The following is a 19,083-nucleotide window of genomic DNA, read 5'->3' as shown; positions in this document are numbered from 1 at the left end:
GGGTCGTAGGCTGGACAATGCTGTGCTTGTCCAGCGGTTCAAGGGTGTCGTCGGTGGAAAAGCCTGCGGCGTTTTCCACCCTACGGGGTCAGGCGCAGTCTTTCAGGGACTTCAGGGCCAGCAGCACGCGGCCGTCCTCGATCTTGACCGGGTACTTGTGGGTGCAGCCCACGTCCGGCTCCAGGGCTTCGCCGCTCGCCAGGTCGATCTGCCAGTTGTGCAGCGGGCAGGCGACGCGCTTGCCGTAGATCAGCCCTTGGGACAGCGGCCCGCCCTTGTGCGGGCAGCGGTCGTCGAGGGCGAACACCTCGTCGCCTGCGGTGCGGAAGATGGCGATGTCGCCCTTGGGCCCGGCGACGATGCGTGCGCCGAGCACGTTGATCTCTTCCAGGGCGCAGATATCCAGCCAGTTCATCGGTATTCCTCGCTCAATTCGTTGGAGGTTGGCTGCAGGAGCGGATTCGGCTCGACCCACATCGTGGGTGAGTCCGCTCCTGCAGAGGGGCAGTGGTCGTCAGGCGGTTTCCACTTCCCTGACCGGGATGCGCTCGAATTCCTTCTTCAGCGCCGGCGTCTCGATCTGCTGCTGCCAGGGGTCCTGCTCGAAGGACAGGGCGAACAGCAGGCGCTGGTGCAGTTCCTTGCGCCGGGCCTCGTCCTCCAGCACCACCTGCTTGATGTGCTCCAGGCCGACGCGGTGCATGTAGTGCACGGTGCGCTCCAGGTAGAAGGCCTCCTCGCGGTAGAGCTGGAGGAAGGCCAGGCTGTATTCCATGACCTCCTCGGCGCTCCTGACCTTGACGAAGAACTCGCCGGCCTCGGTCTTGATGCCGCCGTTGCCGCCGATGTACAGCTCCCAACCCGAATCCACGCCGATGATGCCGACGTCCTTGATGCCCGATTCGGCACAGTTGCGCGGGCAGCCGGAGACCGCCAGCTTGACCTTGTGCGGCGACCACATGCCGAACAGGGCGTGTTCCAGGTCGATGCCCATCTGCGTCGAGTTCTGGGTGCCGAAGCGGCAGAATTCGCTGCCGACGCAGGTCTTCACGGTGCGGATGGACTTGCCGTAGGCGTGGCCGGACGGCATGTCCAAGTCCTTCCACACGCCCGGCAGGTCTTCCTTCTTCACGCCGAGCAGGTCGATGCGCTGGCCGCCGGTGACCTTGACCATGGGGATCTGGTACTTGTCGGCCACGTCGGCGATGCGCCGCAGCTCGGAGGGGTTGGTCACGCCGCCCCACATGCGCGGCACCACCGAGTAGGTGCCGTCCTTCTGGATGTTGGCGTGGGCGCGCTCGTTGATCAGGCGCGACTGCGGATCGTCCTTGGCCTCGCCCGGCCAGGTGGAGATCAGGTAGTAGTTGAGCGCCGGGCGACAGGTGGCGCAGCCATCGGGGGTGCGCCACTCCATGGCCTGCATGGCCTGGCCCAGGCTGGTCAGGTGCTGCGCGCGGATCGCCTGGCGCACCTGGCCGTGGTTGAGGTCGGTGCAGCCGCACACCGGCTTCTCGCTCTTGGGCTTGACGTCTGCGGCGCCGCCGACGGTGTTGATCAGGATCTGCTCGACCAGCCCGGCGCAGGAGCCACAGGAGCTGGCCGCCTTGGTGTGTTTCTTCACCTCGTCCACGGAAAGCAGGCCGTTTTCCCGGATCGCCTTGACGATGGAGCCCTTGCACACGCCGTTGCAGCCGCAGACCTCCATCTCGTCGCTCATCGCCATGGCCTTGTCCTGGCCCTGGTGGCCGGCATCGCCGAGGGCGTTCTCGCCGAACATCAGGAGGTCGCGGATCTCGGCGACGTTGTGGCTCTCGCGGATCTGCCGGAAGTACCAGCCGCCGTCGGCGGTGTCGCCGTACAGGCAGGCCCCGACCAGCACGTCGTCCTTGACCACCAGCTTCTTGTAGACGCCGCCGATGGGGTCGGAGAGGGTGATGGTCTCGGTGCCTTCCGTGCCCATGAAGTCGCCGGCGGAGAACAGGTCGATGCCGGTGACCTTGAGCTTGGTGGAGGTCACCGAGCCCTCGTAGCGGGCGTTGCCGAGCCGGGCCAGGTGGTCGGCGCAGACCCGGGCCTGCTCGAACAGCGGCGCCACCAGACCGTAGGCGATGCCGCGGTGGTTGGCGCATTCGCCGACGGCGTAGATGGCCGGGTCGGAGGTCTGCAGGCAGTCGTCGACCTGGATGCCGCGGTTGCAGGCCAGGCCCGCACGCTCGGCCAGCTCGGCGTTGGGACGGATGCCGGCGGCCATCACCACCAGGTCGGCGGGAATCTCCTCGCCGTCGCTGAAGCGCGCGATGGCGACCCGGCCCTCGCCGTCGTCGAGCAGGGCGGCGGTGTTGGTGTTCAGACGGAACTGGATGCCGCGCGCCTCCAGGGCGCTCTGCAGCAGCTTGCCGGCGGTCTTGTCGAGCTGGCGCTCGAGCAGCCAGTCGCCGAGGTGCACCACGGTCACCTCCATGCCGCGCAGCTTGAGGCCGTTGGCCGCTTCCAGGCCGAGCAGGCCGCCGCCGATCACCAGCGCGTGGCGGTGGGTCCTGGCGGTTTCCATCATCATCTCGGTGTCGGCGATGTCGCGGTAGCCGATCACGCCCTGCAGATCCTTGCCGGGGATCGGCAGGATGAAGGGGCTGGAGCCGGTGGCGACGAGCAGGCGATCGTACTCGGCCACGCTGCCATCCTCGGCAATCACCCGGCGATTCTCGCGGTCGATGTCGACCACCTTGCAGCCGAGGCGCAGGTCGATGCCGTTGTCCCGGTACCAGTCCAGATCGTTGAGGATGATCTCCTCGAAGGTCTGTTCGCCGGCCAGCACCGGAGAGAGCAGGATGCGGTTGTAGTTCGGGTGCGGTTCGGCGCCGAACACCGTGATCTCGTAGAGGTCCGGGGCGAGCTTGAGCAGTTCTTCCAGGGTGCGTACCCCGGCCATGCCGTTGCCGATCATCACCAGCTTGAGTTTTTCCATCGCTCTTCTCCGTTACGGAAAGCGGAAAACAAAAAAGGCGTCCCGCCGGTTACCCAGCGAGGACGCCTTTGTCCATTCCCGTTCTGTCGGGAAACACCGCCCTCCACGTTGAAGGCAGTGTTTATGTGATCTGTCGGATTTTTTTATGCAGAGGCTGTGCCAATTCCGTGAATAGCTGGTTTGAAAGGGATTTTCCGAGTGTGTGACTGGGTTGATCCGTCCTTCTGTGCGTTATTCTGGTGCTGATTGCTCTGTTTTGGTGCAATAAAGGTCAGCGGGTGGCGACCAGCAGGGCGAACAGCACCAGGTTGAGCAGCAGGGAAAGCAGGGCGATACCGCGCCAGACCTTCAGCGGTTCGCGCTCCAGCCAGGGGCGGGGACGCAGCTCCTGGGGCCGGCGTTCAGCCTGCTCCAGTTCGAGCAGCCACTCCTCGGCGGTTTCGAAGCGTTGCCGGGGATCGGCGACCAGCGCCCGGCGCAGGTTTTCGTCGAGCCAGGCGGGCAGGTCCGGGCGGTAGCGGCTGGCCGGCGTCGGCGTGCCGAAGCGCGGATGCTGGAAGGCCTCGATCTCGCCATAGGGATAGTGGCCGGTGAGCAGGACATAGAGGGTGACGCCGGCGGCGTAGAGGTCCTGGCCAACGTCGGGTGCGGTGCCGGCGAAGGCTTCCGGGGCGATGTAGCTGGGCGTGCCGGGCAGGCTGTGGGCCTCGTCGCGGGACAGGCCCGGACAGTAGGCCAGGCCGAAATCGAGCAGGCGCAGCTCGCCGTCCTCGTCCCACAGCAGGTTTTCCGGCTTGATGTCGCGGTGCAGGATGTTGCGCCGGTGCAGCATGCCGAGGGCGCGCAGCAGGCGGGGGGCGAGGTCCAGCCACTGGGCCAGCGTCAGCGGGCCGTGCGCCTGCAGGTGTTCGGCCAGGGTGCGGCCGGGATATTCGCGCTGCACGTAATAGAGGTGCTGGCGTTGCGGCAACGGCGCGACCTCGGGGAAATAGCGGCCCGCCACCCGGCGCAGGAACCATTCCTCCAGCAGCAGGGCCTGGCCGGCCTCGGCCTCGTTGTACCGGGCGGGGGGCAGGGTCTTCAGCAGCCAGCGGTGATCCTGGCCGTCGCGCACCCGATAGACCAGGGACTGGCGCGACTCGGCCAGCAGGCCGTCGATCCGCCAGCCCTCGAACAGCTGGCCCTCGCGCAGCGCGGGCGGCGGCGGCCAGTGCTGCAGCTGCGCCAGGCTGTCGGCCAGCGAGCCTTCCGGCAGGCGCTCGACGCGCAGCAGCAGGGCGCTGGCGTTGTCCGGGCTGCCGGCCAGGTGGGCGGCGCGCACCAGCGCCCGGGCCGCGGCCGGCAGGTCCGGCTCATCGGCGAGGATGCGGCGGATGCCCGGATCGCCGAGGGTGGCCCAGACGCCGTCGCTGACCAGCAGGAAGGCATCGCCCTCCTGCAAGTCGCCGTCCAGATAGTCGACCAGCAGGTGCTGGTCCAGGCCCATCGCGCGCTTGAGCACGTGGCGCATCTCGGGCTGTTCCCAGACGTGCTCCTCGGTCAGGCGCTCGAGCTGCCCGTCGCGCCAGCGGTAGGCCCGGCAGTCGCCGACATGGGCGAGGGTGAAGCGCCGTCCGCGCAGGACCAGGGCGGTAAGGGTGGTGAGCAGCGGCTGGCCGCCGCCGTTGGCCTGCAACCAGCGGTTCTGCGCCAGCAGCAGGCGGTCCAGCGCCTGCGCCACCGCCCAGGTTTCCGGGGTGGCGTAGTAGTCCATGGCCAGGGCCTGCAGGGTAGTGCGCGCCGCCAGGCCGCCGTCGGCGCACTGGCTGACGCCGTCGGCGAGGGCGAACAGGCAGCCCTTGCTCGCCGCCAGGGCCGGTGCCGGGGTGACCACGCGCAGGGCGTCCTGGTTTTCCGGGCGGGGGCCGGCGGCGCTGGCTTCGCCGATGCTGAGTTGCAGGGTCATGCGATCTCCCGAGTCGATGCGGGGCTGCTGGATGTGAAAAGGCCCCCACGCGGGGGAGCGTGGGGGCCATCGGCTGGGACGGAACTGCTGCCTGGAATCAGACCCGCGCGGCGGTCACCGCGGCGCTGCCCCAGGTGGTGCGCCAGCGCTTCTTCACCCCGTGCAGGCCGATCCAGGCGATCACGCCGAGGCTGGCGAACAGCCACAGGCCGAGCTGGTAATCGCCGGTGGACTGCTTGATGGCGCCGAGCCCGGCAGTCAGGGCGAAACCGCCGATGCCGCCGGCCATGCCGATCAGGCCGGTCATCACGCCGATCTCCTTGCGAAAGCGCTGCGGGACCAGCTGGAACACCGCGCCGTTGCCGGCGCCCAGGCTGAGCATGGCGACCACGAACAGAGCCAGCGCGGCGGTCGAGCTGGGCAGGTTGAAGCCGACCACGGCGATGCACAGGGCGGCCAGGGTGTACATCACCAGCAGGGTGCGGATGCCGCCGATGCGGTCGGCCAGGGCGCCGCCGAGCGGGCGCAGCAGGCTGCCGGCGAACACGCAGGCAGCGGTGTAGTAGCCGGCCTTCACCGGGTCGAAGCCGTACTGGTCGTGGAAGTAGCCGGGCAGGGTGCTGGCCAGGCCGAGGAAGCCGCCGAAGGTCACGCTGTAGAACAGCATGAACCACCAGCTGTCACGGTCGGCGAGGGCCTTGAGGTAGTCGGAGACGGCCTTGGGTTGCGGGCGTTCCGGGGCGTTCCTGGCACAGGTGGCGAAGATGACCAGGGTCAGCACCAGCGGGATCAGCGCCAGGCCGAACACGTTGTTCCAGCCGAAGGCTGCGGCCAGGCCGGGGGCGAACAGGGCGGCGAGCACGGTGCCGGAGTTGCCGGCGCCGGCGATGCCCATGGCCTTGCCCTGGTGCTGCGGCGGGTACCACTGCGAGGCCAGCGGCAGGGCCACGGCGAAGGAGGCGCCGGCGACGCCGAGGAACAGGCCGAGCAGCAGCGCCTGCTCGTAGCTGTGGATGCCCATGGTCCAGGCCACCGCTAGGGCGGCGATGACGATCGCCTGGCCGAGGATGCCGGCGCTCTTCGGCGAAGTGCGGTCGGCCAGCAGGCCCATCAGGAAGCGCAGCACGGCGCCGGAAAGGATCGGCGTGGCGACCATCATGGCGCGCTGCTGGGTGGTCAGCCCGAGGTCGGTGGCGATCTGCACGCCCAGCGGACCGAGCACGTACCAGACCATGAAGCTCAGGTCGAAATAGAGGAATGCGGCGAACAGCGTGGGGGTGTGGCCAGCCTTCCAGAAACTCGTATTCATCGAACACCTCATCGGTGGCAAGAAAACTCCGGTGTGTCGGCAGGCGATGCGCGTGCCTGGACCGGAGCCACAACAGGTTGAAAAGGGCGGGCCACGAGGGCCTCCGTTCACCGCCCCGGACACTGGGGCCGAAACGCAAAAGGCGCCACACCACGACTCGCCGGAGCGAGGGTGATGCGACGCCTTTGTCGTTCAACAGGCAACCGCCGTTGGCTGCCCTGTACAAAATACTTAGCAATACCTATGCCGGAATTGAAGCGGCCATTTACGGGGCTCCCGGGGTCTTTGCCAGGCGATCCTGAGCTAAAACGAGGCGGGTGATCGTTGTTTGCACACGGATGGGGCATGGCTGCACGTGGCTCCGGGCTATCCGCCGCGCGCGGGAAGTGAAGCGGGCCTCGTCCCTGGCGCCGGTTGCCGCGCACGGCTCGTCCAGGTTCGCCGCGGCTTGTGCATGGCAAGCGCGCTGCTAGTGTTACAAAGGGTTTACTTGAGCTTAGGCACCTCTATCCAGGATGTCGGCGCCGCGGCTGCAGCATCGTGGAGAGGACGCCATGGCAATGTACTTGAAGGAACTGCTGCTCGGCCTGTATCTGCTGAGTCACTCCGACTATTACCTCGAGCGTTTGGCCGCGCTGGGATTCGGTGTGCCGCTGCTGCTGTTTGCCGGCGTGTTCGCCATACTGCTGGTTGCCCTGTGGCTGGTCGCCCATGTCCGCCTGGCGGCCGTCCGCTATCTGTTCGCTCTGCTGTTTTTCGCCAGTACGTTGTTCTTCGACGTCTATAACCGGGTCACCGCCGATTACCTGACCTACAGCACCTTCGTCTCGCTGATCTACTCCGGCGGTTTCATCGACGAAGCCTTCTATCAGTACCGGGAGAGCATCCTCCGCTCCAGTGTCGGAGCCCTGCTGTTGCTGTTCGGCATCGCGCTCGCGCCGCGGCGGCGCCTGCCGCTGCCGGAGTATGCACTGGTGGCGGCGCCGCTCTGCGGCGTGCTGCTGCTGACGACGATTCTGTTCGCGCGCAGCGGCGAGGGCGCCCGCGGCCTGCCGGCGATGTACACGCCGCTGGCCTACCTGAACCTGTTCGCCTACGAGGCGGCGAGCAGCACCGTGGGGCCGCGGGAGACGGTGAGCCTGCCGCGCCATGCCCAGGCCGTCGGCCACGACATCGTGCTGATCGTCGACGAAAGCGTGTCCGGCAACTATCTGGACATCAACGCCGAACATGGCGTGCGCAGCAACCTCAGGCAGTCACCTGCTGGCGCGACCGTCTACAACTACGGTTATGCCGCCGCCATTGCCAACTGCAGCGCCGATACCAACGTCACCCTGCGTTACGGTGGTACGCGCAGCGACTACCTGCGCATCAATTCGACCATGCCGTCGATCTGGCAATACGCCAGAAAGGCCGGGTTGCGCACGGTCTACATCGATGCACAGCGCGTCGGTGGTCGCCTGCAGAACCTGATGACCAGGAGCGAGCGGCGGGAGATCGACGAGTTCGTCCAGTTCGATCACATGCCGGTGCGCGACCGCGATATGGCCGCAGCGCAGAAGCTCATCGAGCTGCTCGGCAACGACACGGCGGAGCTGGTCTACATCAACAAGATTGGTGCGCACTTCCCGGTGCACGACAAGTACCCGGACGACTTCATGCACTATCGTCCGGCATTGCCACGCGGTCAGTACGCCGATATTTCGGACACCGGCGAGCGCGACGGCTTTGACGGGCAGGCCGACGACTGGGGGCGTTACCGCAACGCCTACAAAAATACCCTGCTGTGGAACGTCGGCGAGTTTTTTGCCCGCATCTTCGCCCAGGCCAGGCTCGACAACGCGGTGCTGATCTACACCTCCGACCATGGCCAGGACCTGCACGAGCGCGGCAACCCCGGGCTCGACACCCACTGCGGTGGCGATCCGGTGGTGGAGGAGGGCCTGGTGCCGCTGGTCGTGATCCAGGGTGGCGGCCTGCGTGACCTCGACTGGCAGCGCGAGCTGGCGGGCAACAAGGACCGCTCCAGCCACTACAACATCTTCCCCACGCTGCTGCAGCTGATGGGCTACGAGCTGACGGCGCTGCAGGCGGTCTATGGCAAGCCGCTGAGCCAGCACACCGAGGACGAGTTCACCTTCAACACCCGCTTCAATGCGCGTCTGGGGGAGAAGCCGAACTGGAAACGCATCGACCTGAAGGAGGTGGTGACGCCTGTGCTGCAGTGAGGCGCGCTGTTGGCCATCCGCGGTGCGGGGCGAGTCGGGCTATCGCGCATTTCGTCGCCCGCCAGCCGATGAACGCGAACGCCGGACCTGTTTGCAGCTCAGTGGGGCGGACAGTCTGGCGTCCGCCATATTCCGTATTGCCACCCCGATCCCCAAGCTCTGGTTAAATATTCGCTCTGCCACATCCTGCTGGAGCGTTTCATGCCGCGCATCGCCACCCTGACCCTCAATCCCGCGATGGATGTCTCCACCGGCATCGCGCGCCTGGCGCCGACCAGCAAGTTGCGCTGCTCTCTGCCGCGCTACGAGCCGGGAGGCGGCGGCATCAATGTGGCGCGGGTGATCCGGAACCTCGGCGGCGACAGCCTGGCGGTCTATCCGGCCGGTGGTCCGTTCGGCGCGATGCTGCAGCGCGCGCTGGAAGAGCTTGGCCTGCCCGCGCTGCGGGTGCCGATCGCCGGCGATACCCGGGAAAGCTTCACCGTGGACGAGGGCGATACCGGCCTGCAGTACCGCTTTGTCCTGCCCGGCCCGACCTTGACGCCGGACGAGCGGCAGGCTTGCCTGGAGGCCATCGCCGCGCTCGTACCGGCGCCGTCCTGGCTGGTCGTCAGCGGCAGCTTTCCGACCGGCGTGGCGCTGGACTTCCACGACCAGATCGCGGCCCTGGCGCAACGGATCGGCGCGAAGCTGGTGCTCGATTACTCGGGAGAGGCCTTGCGTCATGCGGTGGAGCTGGGCGGCATCCATCTGCTGAAGCCGAGCCTGCACGAACTGTCCACGCTCTTGGGCTGGGCACTGGAGAGCGAGGCCGATCAGGAGGCGGCAGTGCGTGCGCTGGTCGAGCGAGATGCCGTCGAGATCGTCGTCCTCTCGCTTGGCGCCGAAGGCGCGCTGCTGGCGAGCCGGGAGGGGGTGGAGCGCTTCCGCGCCTTCGACGTGCCGCTGCGCAGTGCGGTGGGGGCCGGCGACAGCGTGGTCGGCGCCACGGTGCTCGCCCTGAGCCGGGGCTGGAGCCTGCATGATGCGGTGCGCTACGGAATGGCCGCGGCCGCCGCGAGCCTGATGCGCCCGGGCACCGGACTGTGCTTGGCAGAGGACGTGGAGCGGCTGTTCCGCCAGGCCTGAGCCCGGTTCTCAGAGGGCGGCGAGGCTGGCGCTCAGGACGGCGAAGTCCGGCCGCTGGTCGATCTGCGCGGTCATGCACTGCTCCTGCAGATGGCGCAGGCGCTGCTGGCGTATGACCTGCTCGTCCGCCGGGCAACGCTCCAGCAATTCTTCCAGCAGGCAGCCGAAGGCTCGTGTTTCGATGCGCTGCAGGGCTTGGCCGGGAGCGCTGCCCGGATCGAAGAACGAAGCGGCGCCGAGGTCGCCGAGCAGGCAGTCGCCATTGCCGTTCACCAAGAGATTGTGGGCGTACAGATCGCCATGCAGGATGCCGCGTCCATGCAGGTGCGCCACCGCCACGGCCACGCCGCGGACGATGCGCAGCGCCTCGTCGAAGGTGAAGCGCCGCTCCGGCGCGTAGCAGTCGCGGGTGCAGCTGGCCAGCGACGGTGGCCCGGCGAGCACGCGGAAGGCCGGGTCGATCAGCTCCAGCAGCAGGCCCGGCGGCGCTCCCGGTTGTTCGGCCAGCGGTCCGGCCACGCGGATCAGGTTGGCCTGCTCGCCGGCGGCGAGGCAGGCGGCCATTTCGCTGTGCGGCAGGCCGTCGCTGGTCACGTTGCCCTTGAACAACTTGGCCGCCATGGCTTGCGCCGGCTGCCCGGGGCGCTGCCAGTCGGCGCGGTGAATGATGCCGGAGGCCCCCTGGCCGAGGATCTCGCCGAGCTCGATGCTGCTGCGCGGAATCGGCGGCAGCGGATGCTGGCGCAGAATCTCCGCCTCGCTGGCGTCGCTGAAGGGATTGCCGGCGAACGCCAGCCAGGACAGTCGCGGCAGCTCCGGCAGCCAGCCGGGCAGGGTTTCGAGGCGGTTGGCGGCGATGCGCAGCAGTTCCAGCCGGCTCAGACCGGCCAGATGCCGCGGCAGCGACTGCAACTGGTTGCCGGCCAGCATCAGCTTCTGCAGCCGGCTGCAGTCACCCAGTTCGGCGGGCAGGCGTTCCAGACGGTTGTCGGTCAGGATCAGCCAGCGCAGCTGCGGCGGCAGGGCGGCAGCGGGCAGATGACGGATGTAGTTGGCCTTGAAGCCGACCATTTCCAGTTGCGGGCAGTCGCCGAGCACCTCCGGCAGCGTGGTGAACGGATTGTCCGAACAGAACAGGATGCGCAGCTTGCGCAGGCGCGGCAGACCTGCAGGCAGGTCGGTCAGGCGATTGCCCGAGAGGTTGAGGATCTCCAGGCTGCCGGCCAGGGCGAAGATTTCCTCGGGAAATTCGTGCAGTTCGGCAGAGAGATCCAGGCGCGTGCTGCCGGCCAGTTCGCCGCGGCGCAGTTGTTCGAGGGTAGACATAGGGGGAAGGTTTTCTGGGAGATTGCGGAGAGGTTGCCCCGTCGCGGGGACGGGGCAGCTCGGGTTCAGTGGCTGGCGTCGGCCTTGCGCGCCTTGTCTGGCACGGCCTCGAGCAGGCCGTCGGCGCGGAACATGGCCTTGATGCCGCGGATCGCCTGGCGAGTACGGTCGAGGTTCTCGATCAGGGCGAAGCGCACATGGTCGTCGCCATAGTCGCCGAAGCCCAGCCCCGGCGAGACGCAGACCTTGGCCTCGGCCAGTAGCTTCTTGGCGAACTCCAGCGAGCCGAGATGGGCGTAGGGCGCGGGGATCTTCGCCCAGATGTACATGGAGGCCTTGGGCTTATCCACCATCCAGCCGATCTCGTGCAGGCCCTTGACCAGCAGGTTGCGCCGCTCGCGGTACTGCTCGGCGATGTCGCGCACGCACTGCTGGTCGCCTTCCAGCGCGGCGATGGCGGCCACCTGCAGCGGGGTGAAGGTGCCGTAGTCGTGGTAGCTCTTGATCCGCGCCAGGGCGCTGACCAGCTCCTGGTTGCCGACCATGAAGCCGATGCGCCAGCCGGCCATGTTGTAGCTCTTCGACAGGGTGAAGAACTCCACGGCGATGTCCTTGGCGCCCGGCACCTGCATGATCGAGGGAGCCTTCCAGCCGTCGTAGACGATGTCGGCGTAGGCCAGGTCGTGCACCACGAGGATGTCGTACTGCTTGGCCAGGGCCACCACCCGCTCGAAGAAGTCCAGCTCCACGCACTGCGCGGTGGGGTTGGAGGGAAAGCCCAGGATCATCATCTTCGGCTTGGGAATCGTCTCGCGGATCGCCCGCTCCAGTTCGGCGAAGAAATCCATGCCGGGCACCAGCGGCACCGAGCGCACCTGGGCGCCGGCGATCACCGCGCCGTAGATGTGGATCGGGTAGCTGGGGTTGGGCACCAGCACGCTGTCGCCATGGTCGAGGGTGGCCAGCATCAGGTGCGCCAGGCCTTCCTTGGAGCCGATGGTGACGATGGCCTCGCTGTCCGGGTCGATCTCGACGGCGTAGCGATCCTGGTACCAGTGCGAGATGGCGCGGCGCAGGCGCGGAATGCCGCGGGAGGTGGAGTAGCCGTGGGTGTCTTCGCGGCGGGCGACCTGGACCAGTTTCTCGACGATGTGTGGCGGGGTGGCACCGTCGGGGTTGCCCATGCTGAAGTCGATGATGTCCTCGCCGCGGCGGCGGGCGGCCATCTTCAGTTCGGCGGTGATGTTGAAGACGTAGGGGGGGAGACGATCGATGCGCGCAAAGCGGCGCTTGCCGTGTTCGGCCATGATTTCCTCGAAAGACGTAGGCGCCCGGAACCGTCCGAGCGACGTTGGCCAGTGCGCTGGCCTGCCTGCCGAACATACGCGTGTGGCTGGTGGGCTGGCAAGTCAGACCTTGGGATGGGGAAATAACGGGCGCGACCGGCTGCTCGATGCACTCAAGGCTGGGTTTCGGCACGGACGTTTTGGTAGATTCCCCCGCATTCTCAACAGGGGTGAAATCATGAAACCAGTCAGCAGCAGGTCGACCACGCAACGCTCGTCCGGCAGCGAATTTCTCGAAACCCGCTTCGGCGACAAGGTGCTCGGCGTCACGGTCACCATGAAGCCGGACCGGCTGGTGGCCGACCAGATGATGCCCGAAGGCGACGAGGTACAGGTGGCGGTGCTGCAGAATCCGTTCGGGGTGACCCGCCAGCTGACCAACCTGCTGAGCGGGGCGAAGCCCGGCGACTCGCTGGTGATCGTCTGCTCCGGCGACAAGATCTACCGGGCGGCGCTGAAGTTTCTCGGCCTGGCCTGATGCGCGAGAGCGAGGGGCCGGGGTCCCCTCAGCTGCCGAGCATGTCGTGCATGGTGGCGATCATTAGGTATGCCCTGTTTATTTTCAGGAAATTCAACTACTTAGGCCGGTTTTTTAGATGGCTGGCCGCTTTGCATTGCGTGACTTTTGCGTGACTTCTCCCGATTTCACGCCTTTTGCCTCCTCAGAATTGTCAGCACCGGACCTCGCGAGTCTGTCGCTGATACCTTGTTCGCAGCATCGATCAGATTCCCCAGTTCCGCGCCGGAATAGTGGCTGGTGATGCTGCCGTTCTTGTGGCCCAATAGCGCCTTGCGGTCTTCTTCGGTTACGCCTGCCGCCCTCAGTCGTCTGCCAAACGAGTGTTTGAGGTCATGCACGCGAATTGATCGAAACCCAGGGTGCGCCGGCGTGCCATGTATCTCTTCCCATTTGTCCGCCGCTCGCTCCCTGGCATCTGTCCAAGAAGGGCAGTACATCCTGACCATCGCCCCTCCGTGACGGCCATACGGGAAAACGAATGCCTGATCCAGTCCGCGCTGCCCGTCTACCACCTTCCTAGCCACGTCATTCAGCACGACCAGGCGTTCATCTCTATTCTTGACGCCGGACCTCTTGTTCCGCCCGCCAAACTCGGCCGGGATCAGGAAAACGCTAGTGTCCAGTTCCGGCACCTTGATCTCCCACTCCCAGCGCAGTTTGCAGACCTCCTGTTCCCTGCAGCCCGTGTTGACCTTATATAGGGCCATGCGCCGCAGGTAGTCGGGCAGCTCGGCAAACAGCAGGCTCTGCTCATCCCACGACATTGGGTATGGCTTGCGACTTGACCGTCTCTCTTCCAGCTTCGTGATCATCGGCACCGTGTCGAGCCATGGGCGCCTCTCATCGTCCCGCCACTTCCGCGCGCAGAGGTTCAGCACGCGGATGACACGCTCCAGGGCGATGTTGACTGTCCTGTTCGACACGCCGTCAATGTCCAGCTTGTGCCGCACGAACGGCTCGAGCGCTTCGTCGTCGATATGTGTCAGCGGAATGTCGCCAATGAACGGGTCAAGCTGTTTCAGGTGCCCCGCCGACAGCGCTATCGATGGCTGGTCCTTGAACTCCAGCAGGAAGCGGGTTGCCGCCTCCCGCCAGATCCGCATCCTGCGGACGCCATAGATCTTCTCCTGCCGCAACCGCTCCAGCCGATGGATCAGGTACCTTTCCGCTTCCGCCCGGTCACCAGTGCCAGTGCTTTCGTAAATTCGTTCTCCGTTGACCTTTTTGTCGATGTGCCAGACCCCTTTCCTTTGCGAGAGGCCGGTGATCGTTTTTCGCGCCATAGTGTTTCTCCTTCTTGGCGCTCGCTGCGGGCGGATTGTTGCCCCGTAGCGCCTGCTTTATCAATTGCTGCCCGCTCGACATAGGCGTCGGCCCAGTCGTCAAGCTCTTCGCGGTCGAACCCGACGCCGCGCTGCCCGATGGGGAACTCGCGAACGCTGGGGCGCACCGTCTTGTTGAACTCGTCCCGGCACATGCCGAGGTAGGCGGGGGCGTCGACAGCCCGGATAAATCGCGGGGCAATAGCCTGCCGCCGCGGCCGAGTGATCGGCTGCGCCAGTTCTGCGCTCATTGAGTCTCCCTGCCCCGGCCTGGCCGGGGAGTGTGGGCGGGGTGGGGTTAGGTGGTCTTGCGGTAGTGAGCGCCCTTGTACTCTGGGCGAGGCTCATATGCCGGCGTCTCAATCGTGTTTGCCAGAATGCGGCACCATGATTCGGCGTTGTTTGGCACCATAGGCCCTGCATCGTTATCGATTTCGCCTGGCATTGGCGGGATAGCGATCTGGTCCAGAACACCGCACGGCACCGCTACGTCCGTACAACCGTTGTTGTAGTAGTCGAGACTCTGGCGGATGCGAGACTCCGGGTAGAAGCCGGCCCAGGGCAGCGGGTAGCAGTAGCCCTTGTCATCTGGACGCCATACGGTGATGTACCGATCTCTGCGCTTCGTGTGCTTGAGGCTGACCACGTAGAACGTGCTTTCTTCAGGCATGACTCTCTCCGCGCCGCCCGGGGCAGCGTTGGTAAGGGGTAGGGGGGGAGGGGTTAGCGGGTCAGTTCAGCGGGGACTTGCACGGTGTCGCCGAGTTTTGCGGAAACGATGCTGCGGCAGGCGGCGATCAAGTGTGTAGGGCCAAATGATCCATTTTCACCTGCATTATCGTTACCATCGTCGTCGCACGGGTATGCGAAAACCAACCCTTCATGCTGAAAATCTAGCTCCATCTGGTACTTCTCGATCAGAGGGCCGCCCTGAGACCAGAGGCGGCTAGGCGCATAACGGGCGCCCATCGGGAGAAAATTCGGATCTCCCGAGATGACGATCAACTTTGCTAGATGGACGCCAAGCCGCTTGCTGTATTGGACTGGCAGATCATCGGCCTTCGCCACAGCCCAATCCAGCGCCGGCCCTACCAGCTCGGCTGTATTCACCTCAATCATTTCCATTTTTCTCTCCTATCCGGCCTTGGCGTAGCCGGCCGATCAGCCCGGCGTCTTGATCTCGTCGCCGTGGATCGTCCGGTACTCCGGCCAGTCTTCGCGGATCGCATCCTCTGCGACCAGCTTAGGGTGGGTGTCTTCGTAGCCTTCTGGCCGCTTCAGCGCGACCAGCACTTCATCGTCTGCGAGTTCTATCGTCACGAGCATCGGCTGGCCTCCATGGCTGCGTCGATAATGTCATCCATCACCGAGTTTCTCTGGAATCGCAGGCATTCTTGCACTTGGAACGTGTGTGGAATATCGCGTATGAACCGATACCGATCCGCATCCTTGCGCAGCCGCTGGTTCTCGTCAGCCAGCGCGGCGCGCTCGTCACGTAATTCCTGAATTGCCTTGCGGAAATCCTCGACCTCGGCGCGCAGATCAGCGACCTTGGCGAGCAGGGCATCCCGCTCATCTCGTAGACCTTCAATCTCCACCTGCCTCCACGTGCACTCCCAGCTGCACTGCTCGATGACGGCATCCCGCTCGCCGACGATGCGGTCGTGGTCTTCGTACCGCACCAGTTTCCCGTCAGGCTTTTCGATCAGGCCCAGATAGCGTTGACCGCCCCATTCGTCATCCTTGTAGCCGTAGTCGTACCGCTTTACTCCGCTCATGCGTCACCCCTGAGCAGGGCGCGCAGCTCGTCTATGGCCAGCAGGGTATCGACTCCGCCATTTCGAGTGATCCTGCCCAGCAGCTCCCGCGGCACCTTCACCACGTCCGGCTGCTCGGCCGGGGCAGGAGGAATGTTCGGGTCTTCTGGGTACTTGGCCCTGAACTGAGCCAGCGTCATTCGCTGGCATCGGCCAGCATCTGGGACCTGGCCCGACTCTCGCGGATGAACATCCGACCACTCCATGCCGGTGTCGGGATTGTGGAATGCGTACCCGATGACTTCCGGCTGCTCGGCCTGCTCCGGCGCTGCGGTGTCGCCTCGATGCGCGTCAAGAATATCGAAAAGTCGACCGATCACGCACCGGATGAGTGTTTCCGAAGCATTAGCTACGGTGTCACCAAAAAAATGGAACCCTTCAAAATGAAGAGATCCATTGTCTCCCCGGATTGTTCCAAACGTCTTAATCCGCATATCTTCGGTTGGTAGATACCGTCTAGGAGCCCACTGGCTCTGCTGCGCTGGCGGGGTCGGCGTTCCGTTCTCCCATGCATCCATAGCCGCCCGAAGCGCCTTGGCTTCCTTTCCATCCTCGCTAATGACATCAAGCAGCCGCACGCAGCACCGATACATCTCGCCACCGATGGTTAATTCGATGTCGTCAAGAGAATGCGCTGGCGGGGTCGGCGCGGCGGCGAGCATGCAGCTCCACGCCTGCTCAATCGAGCATCCTTTTCCGTCATAACCTCCGGCGGCCATTTCATCATCAAGCTTATTTACTGCTGTCCACATCGCCATTGTTGGTCCGACTGGAACAAGCTTCCAGCCATCCGGAGAGGCCACCTGGGCGGCCTTCTGTGCGAGTGCCGCCTGCTGCTGGCGGATCAGCCGATATGCCTCTCGGGCCATGTCGCGCACCTCGCCATCCAGATGAGTTTTCTCTGCGCGACTCAGGTCGGCCAGTACCTCATCCACTAGGCTCTGCACCGGCGCTGTCGTTTCGTTGGTCATTGCTGCGGCTCCTGCAGTTTGCGAGCGTGATCGGCGATCTTCTTTGCAAGTTCTTCGTCAGGCATTCCAATTGCTGCCGCGATGAACTGGCGGACTTGTGAAGCATCGCATCGGCTCAGTTTCGGGCTGATACCGTTTTCCTGAATTCCGGAGACGCTGCGCATTGCGTCGCATGCCTCGGTGTATGGGTAGCGGCTCATTTCTTGGATTCCTTCGTCTTGGCCGGCGCAACCGGCCGGCAGCGGAAACAGGTGCAGGTGCCGATACGGTGTCCGTAGGTCCTGCAATACGTTGGTACGTTCAAATCGGTAGTTCTCCTTGCGCCGCCCGGAATTCTTGAGGACCGGGCGGCAGCAGTTTCTGGATGAGCAGCTCGGCCAACTCGTCGGAGTCCATGTCGGTCACGTCGAGCCAGTCGGGGTACATTGCTGAGCGAATGGTGGGGCTTAGCCATCGGGCTCGCTGCCAATCGGGCGACAGGCAGAAACGGTGGCCGTTTTCGCGGAGGCTCATGCTGCCCTCCGCAGCTCGGTGATGATCCTCGACACCGGAACTGGGCAGACTGCATTCCCGAGCAGATGCACAGCCAGCCGGTGGTTGTCCGGCAGTTGGTAGTCGGCCGGGAAGCTCATCGCGTCGCGGCACTCCCAGCGGGACAGCATCCGCATCCTGTCGCCGTTGACGACGGCCCAGCGGTCGCGGGTGGTGATGGTGCCGATGGGGCGATCCAGGCTGCGTCCGGTCTTTGTGTTTCCGTAGTAGCTGATCAGGAACTGGTCGCCGTGCTCGGCCCGGCCGGCCTTGACGCGCTCGAGCGTGGCCTTGGCCCGCCCCGGCTTGTCGATCGGCTGCCAGTTACCCGCGCTCAGGTCGATGAAGCTTCGCGCCGGGATGTGCTGCTGCGGCTGCAGGTTCAGCATAAGTGGCGCCCTGGAGCGGGCCAGCACCAGGAACATCCTGATCCGGTTCTGCGGGGCGCCGTGGTCTGCGGCGTCGATAACGTGCGGCGCGACCGAGTAGCCGAGCGCCTGCATGGCCAGCTCCCACGGGCGGTACAGCTGCCAGTCCAGAAACTCGGGCACGTTCTCGACGAGAATGAACTCGGGCCTGTGGTACTCGGCGGCCGAGACGACAGCCCACGCCGTCGAGCGGCTGGCATCGTGCTGCGGGTTGCCGTTGGCCTTGCCGCGGGCCTTGCTGTGACCCTGGCAGCACGGGCTGGCCAGCATCAGGTCGTGGGCCGGAACCTGCTCCCAGCGGGCTTGATGCAGATCCTGGCAGACGTGCTTGGCGCCCGGGTGGTTGATTGCGTGCCATTCCACAGCGTCGGGCCAGTGGTTGGCGGCCCACACGACATTGCAGCAAGCAAGGGTCGCGCCGGTGCTGAATCCGCCAGCGCCGGCGAAGAGGTCGATTACGTTCATTGATTGATCCAGGCGTGCGCCGCCGTGCCGCTATGCAGCAGGGGCGGGGGATATGGGGGTTACGCTTCGGCGCGGTCGAGCCTGCCGGCCTCTGCTGCGCCTTCTGTGCTGAGTCGCTGCGCCACGTTTTCGCTGACCGTGATTTCGTGGCGCGGAACGGAGAGCAGCGGCGCAGAACCGGCCGGGCCTGCTGCATGGGCGTTGAGGATCAGCAGCTGGATAGCCTCGGTCTGTTCCTCGATGCCGTTCCATTGCATCAGGTCGGCCAGCTTGGCTTTGATGCCCGGGCGCACGCGGTGCCGCAGCTCTTCCTCGCCCAGCCTGTCCCGCTTGGCTGCGGCCTTGGCTGAGCGTTCGGCTTGGGTCTTGGCGGTCATGCCACGCGCTCCCACGTCTCGCGGTTCTCCAGCTCGTCAGCCCGGCGCTGCTGCGTGTGGCCAACGATGTCGCGGAGCCAGACTGAGTCGCCGATCGACATCTCGACCTGCCACGTGACGCCGGTGTTTCGGTTCCGGTAGATCGGGTGCTGCCGGCGGACGGCCTCTGCAGCCTCGGTTAGATCGGTCATGGCCAGCACCTCTCGAGCATCCTGGCATCGCACAACTTTCCGTCCCGCATGACGACGATCTGCCCGCTGGAAAACTGCACGACGATGTAGGGCTCGCCTCGGGAGGTGGCGAGCTGCTGGGCGTGCTTGATCAGTTCGACGACGTTGCTCATGACTTCCTCCAGTCCAGCGGCTTGGTGTGGCTGCAGTGCTGGCACTTCCAGTGCCGGTGCTT

The 19,083-nt window shown here is 65.4% G+C and carries 22 protein-coding genes; 3 read left to right on the top strand and 19 right to left on the bottom strand.

Annotation, left to right across the window (positions count from 1 at the left end):
* Positions 1 to 88 precede the first annotated feature (88 nt).
* From nirD to EV691_RS09900, 4 genes are all read right to left on the bottom strand, one after another.
* A complete protein-coding gene (nirD, locus tag EV691_RS09915) occupies positions 89 to 415 on the bottom strand; it encodes a nitrite reductase small subunit NirD (protein ID WP_090624512.1) in 327 nt (108 codons plus the stop codon).
* 99 nt (positions 416 to 514) lie between these two features.
* Complete coding sequence (gene nirB, locus EV691_RS09910; protein ID WP_131303003.1) at positions 515 to 2,965, bottom strand: nitrite reductase large subunit NirB; 2,451 nt, start codon at positions 2,963 to 2,965, stop codon at positions 515 to 517.
* A 271-nt stretch (positions 2,966 to 3,236) separates the two neighbouring features.
* Positions 3,237 to 4,910: a bifunctional protein-serine/threonine kinase/phosphatase gene (locus EV691_RS09905; protein WP_131303005.1), complete on the bottom strand. Its 1,674-nt coding sequence runs from the start codon at positions 4,908 to 4,910 to the stop codon at positions 3,237 to 3,239.
* A gap of 97 nt (positions 4,911 to 5,007) precedes the next feature.
* Positions 5,008 to 6,219, bottom strand: a complete 1,212-nt coding sequence (locus tag EV691_RS09900) for an MFS transporter (protein WP_131303007.1) — start codon at positions 6,217 to 6,219, stop codon at positions 5,008 to 5,010.
* A 554-nt stretch (positions 6,220 to 6,773) separates the two neighbouring features.
* Here EV691_RS09900 and EV691_RS09895 point away from each other — a divergent pair.
* Together EV691_RS09895 and EV691_RS09890 are read left to right on the top strand one after the other, a co-directional pair.
* Entirely contained in the window at positions 6,774 to 8,447 is a 1,674-nt protein-coding gene (locus EV691_RS09895; RefSeq protein ID WP_131303009.1) for a sulfatase-like hydrolase/transferase, read from the top strand.
* A 201-nt stretch (positions 8,448 to 8,648) separates the two neighbouring features.
* Positions 8,649 to 9,575, top strand: coding sequence for a 1-phosphofructokinase family hexose kinase (locus EV691_RS09890; protein WP_131303011.1), 927 nt, complete (start codon positions 8,649 to 8,651; stop codon positions 9,573 to 9,575).
* Positions 9,576 to 9,584: 9 nt separating this feature from the next.
* Here the strand turns inward: EV691_RS09890 and EV691_RS09885 are convergent, their stop codons facing one another.
* Together EV691_RS09885 and alaC are read right to left on the bottom strand one after the other, a co-directional pair.
* On the bottom strand, positions 9,585 to 10,901 hold the full coding sequence (locus EV691_RS09885) for a leucine-rich repeat-containing protein kinase family protein (protein WP_131303013.1): 1,317 nt from the start codon (positions 10,899 to 10,901) through the stop codon (positions 9,585 to 9,587).
* Between the two features lie 65 nt (positions 10,902 to 10,966).
* A complete protein-coding gene (gene alaC, locus EV691_RS09880; protein WP_207390304.1) occupies positions 10,967 to 12,208 on the bottom strand; it encodes an alanine transaminase in 1,242 nt (413 codons plus the stop codon).
* A 217-nt stretch (positions 12,209 to 12,425) separates the two neighbouring features.
* On the opposite strand from alaC, the gene EV691_RS09875 reads away from it, so the two are divergent.
* Positions 12,426 to 12,725, top strand: coding sequence for a hypothetical protein (locus tag EV691_RS09875; RefSeq protein WP_131303017.1), 300 nt, complete (start codon positions 12,426 to 12,428; stop codon positions 12,723 to 12,725).
* 167 nt (positions 12,726 to 12,892) lie between these two features.
* Here the strand turns inward: EV691_RS09875 and EV691_RS09870 are convergent, their stop codons facing one another.
* From EV691_RS09870 to EV691_RS23340, 13 genes are all read right to left on the bottom strand, one after another.
* Entirely contained in the window at positions 12,893 to 14,035 is a 1,143-nt protein-coding gene (locus EV691_RS09870; protein ID WP_242672699.1) for a tyrosine-type recombinase/integrase, read from the bottom strand.
* On the bottom strand, positions 13,921 to 14,340 hold the full coding sequence (locus tag EV691_RS23880) for a hypothetical protein (RefSeq protein WP_242672697.1): 420 nt from the start codon (positions 14,338 to 14,340) through the stop codon (positions 13,921 to 13,923). Before EV691_RS23880 ends, EV691_RS09870 begins: the two co-directional genes overlap by 115 nt.
* A gap of 47 nt (positions 14,341 to 14,387) precedes the next feature.
* Positions 14,388 to 14,759 carry a hypothetical protein gene (locus tag EV691_RS09865; protein WP_131303021.1) on the bottom strand — a complete coding sequence of 124 codons (372 nt, stop codon included), beginning with the start codon at positions 14,757 to 14,759 and terminating at the stop codon, positions 14,388 to 14,390.
* A gap of 53 nt (positions 14,760 to 14,812) precedes the next feature.
* Positions 14,813 to 15,214, bottom strand: a complete 402-nt coding sequence (locus tag EV691_RS09860; protein ID WP_131303023.1) for a phage protein NinX family protein — start codon at positions 15,212 to 15,214, stop codon at positions 14,813 to 14,815.
* 36 nt (positions 15,215 to 15,250) lie between these two features.
* Positions 15,251 to 15,415 carry a hypothetical protein gene (locus tag EV691_RS23345; RefSeq protein WP_165496639.1) on the bottom strand — a complete coding sequence of 55 codons (165 nt, stop codon included), beginning with the start codon at positions 15,413 to 15,415 and terminating at the stop codon, positions 15,251 to 15,253.
* Positions 15,406 to 15,867, bottom strand: coding sequence for a hypothetical protein (locus tag EV691_RS09855; RefSeq protein ID WP_131303025.1), 462 nt, complete (start codon positions 15,865 to 15,867; stop codon positions 15,406 to 15,408). The genes EV691_RS23345 and EV691_RS09855 overlap by 10 nt, the downstream gene beginning before the upstream one ends.
* The gene (locus EV691_RS09850; protein WP_131303027.1) at positions 15,864 to 16,877 is read right to left on the bottom strand and encodes a hypothetical protein; all 1,014 of its coding nucleotides are present in this window, start codon (positions 16,875 to 16,877) and stop codon (positions 15,864 to 15,866) included. Before EV691_RS09850 ends, EV691_RS09855 begins: the two co-directional genes overlap by 4 nt.
* Positions 16,874 to 17,077 carry a hypothetical protein gene (locus EV691_RS09845; protein ID WP_131303028.1) on the bottom strand — a complete coding sequence of 68 codons (204 nt, stop codon included), beginning with the start codon at positions 17,075 to 17,077 and terminating at the stop codon, positions 16,874 to 16,876. Before EV691_RS09845 ends, EV691_RS09850 begins: the two co-directional genes overlap by 4 nt.
* A gap of 100 nt (positions 17,078 to 17,177) precedes the next feature.
* On the bottom strand, positions 17,178 to 17,390 hold the full coding sequence (locus EV691_RS09840) for a hypothetical protein (protein WP_131303030.1): 213 nt from the start codon (positions 17,388 to 17,390) through the stop codon (positions 17,178 to 17,180).
* Positions 17,387 to 18,301, bottom strand: coding sequence for a DNA cytosine methyltransferase (locus EV691_RS09835; protein ID WP_131303032.1), 915 nt, complete (start codon positions 18,299 to 18,301; stop codon positions 17,387 to 17,389). The genes EV691_RS09840 and EV691_RS09835 overlap by 4 nt, the downstream gene beginning before the upstream one ends.
* 59 nt (positions 18,302 to 18,360) lie before the next feature.
* A complete protein-coding gene (locus tag EV691_RS09830) occupies positions 18,361 to 18,678 on the bottom strand; it encodes a hypothetical protein (protein WP_131303034.1) in 318 nt (105 codons plus the stop codon).
* Entirely contained in the window at positions 18,675 to 18,869 is a 195-nt protein-coding gene (locus EV691_RS09825; RefSeq protein WP_131303036.1) for a hypothetical protein, read from the bottom strand. The genes EV691_RS09830 and EV691_RS09825 overlap by 4 nt, the downstream gene beginning before the upstream one ends.
* A partial coding sequence (locus EV691_RS23340) for a hypothetical protein (protein WP_207901105.1) occupies positions 18,866 to 19,083 on the bottom strand: 218 nt, incomplete at its 5' end. The genes EV691_RS09825 and EV691_RS23340, both read right to left, overlap by 4 nt.

The organism is Azotobacter chroococcum (assembly GCF_004339665.1).
Taxonomy (GTDB): Bacteria; Pseudomonadota; Gammaproteobacteria; order Pseudomonadales; family Pseudomonadaceae; genus Azotobacter; species Azotobacter chroococcum.
This window is presented reverse-complemented; position numbering and strand designations above follow the sequence as displayed.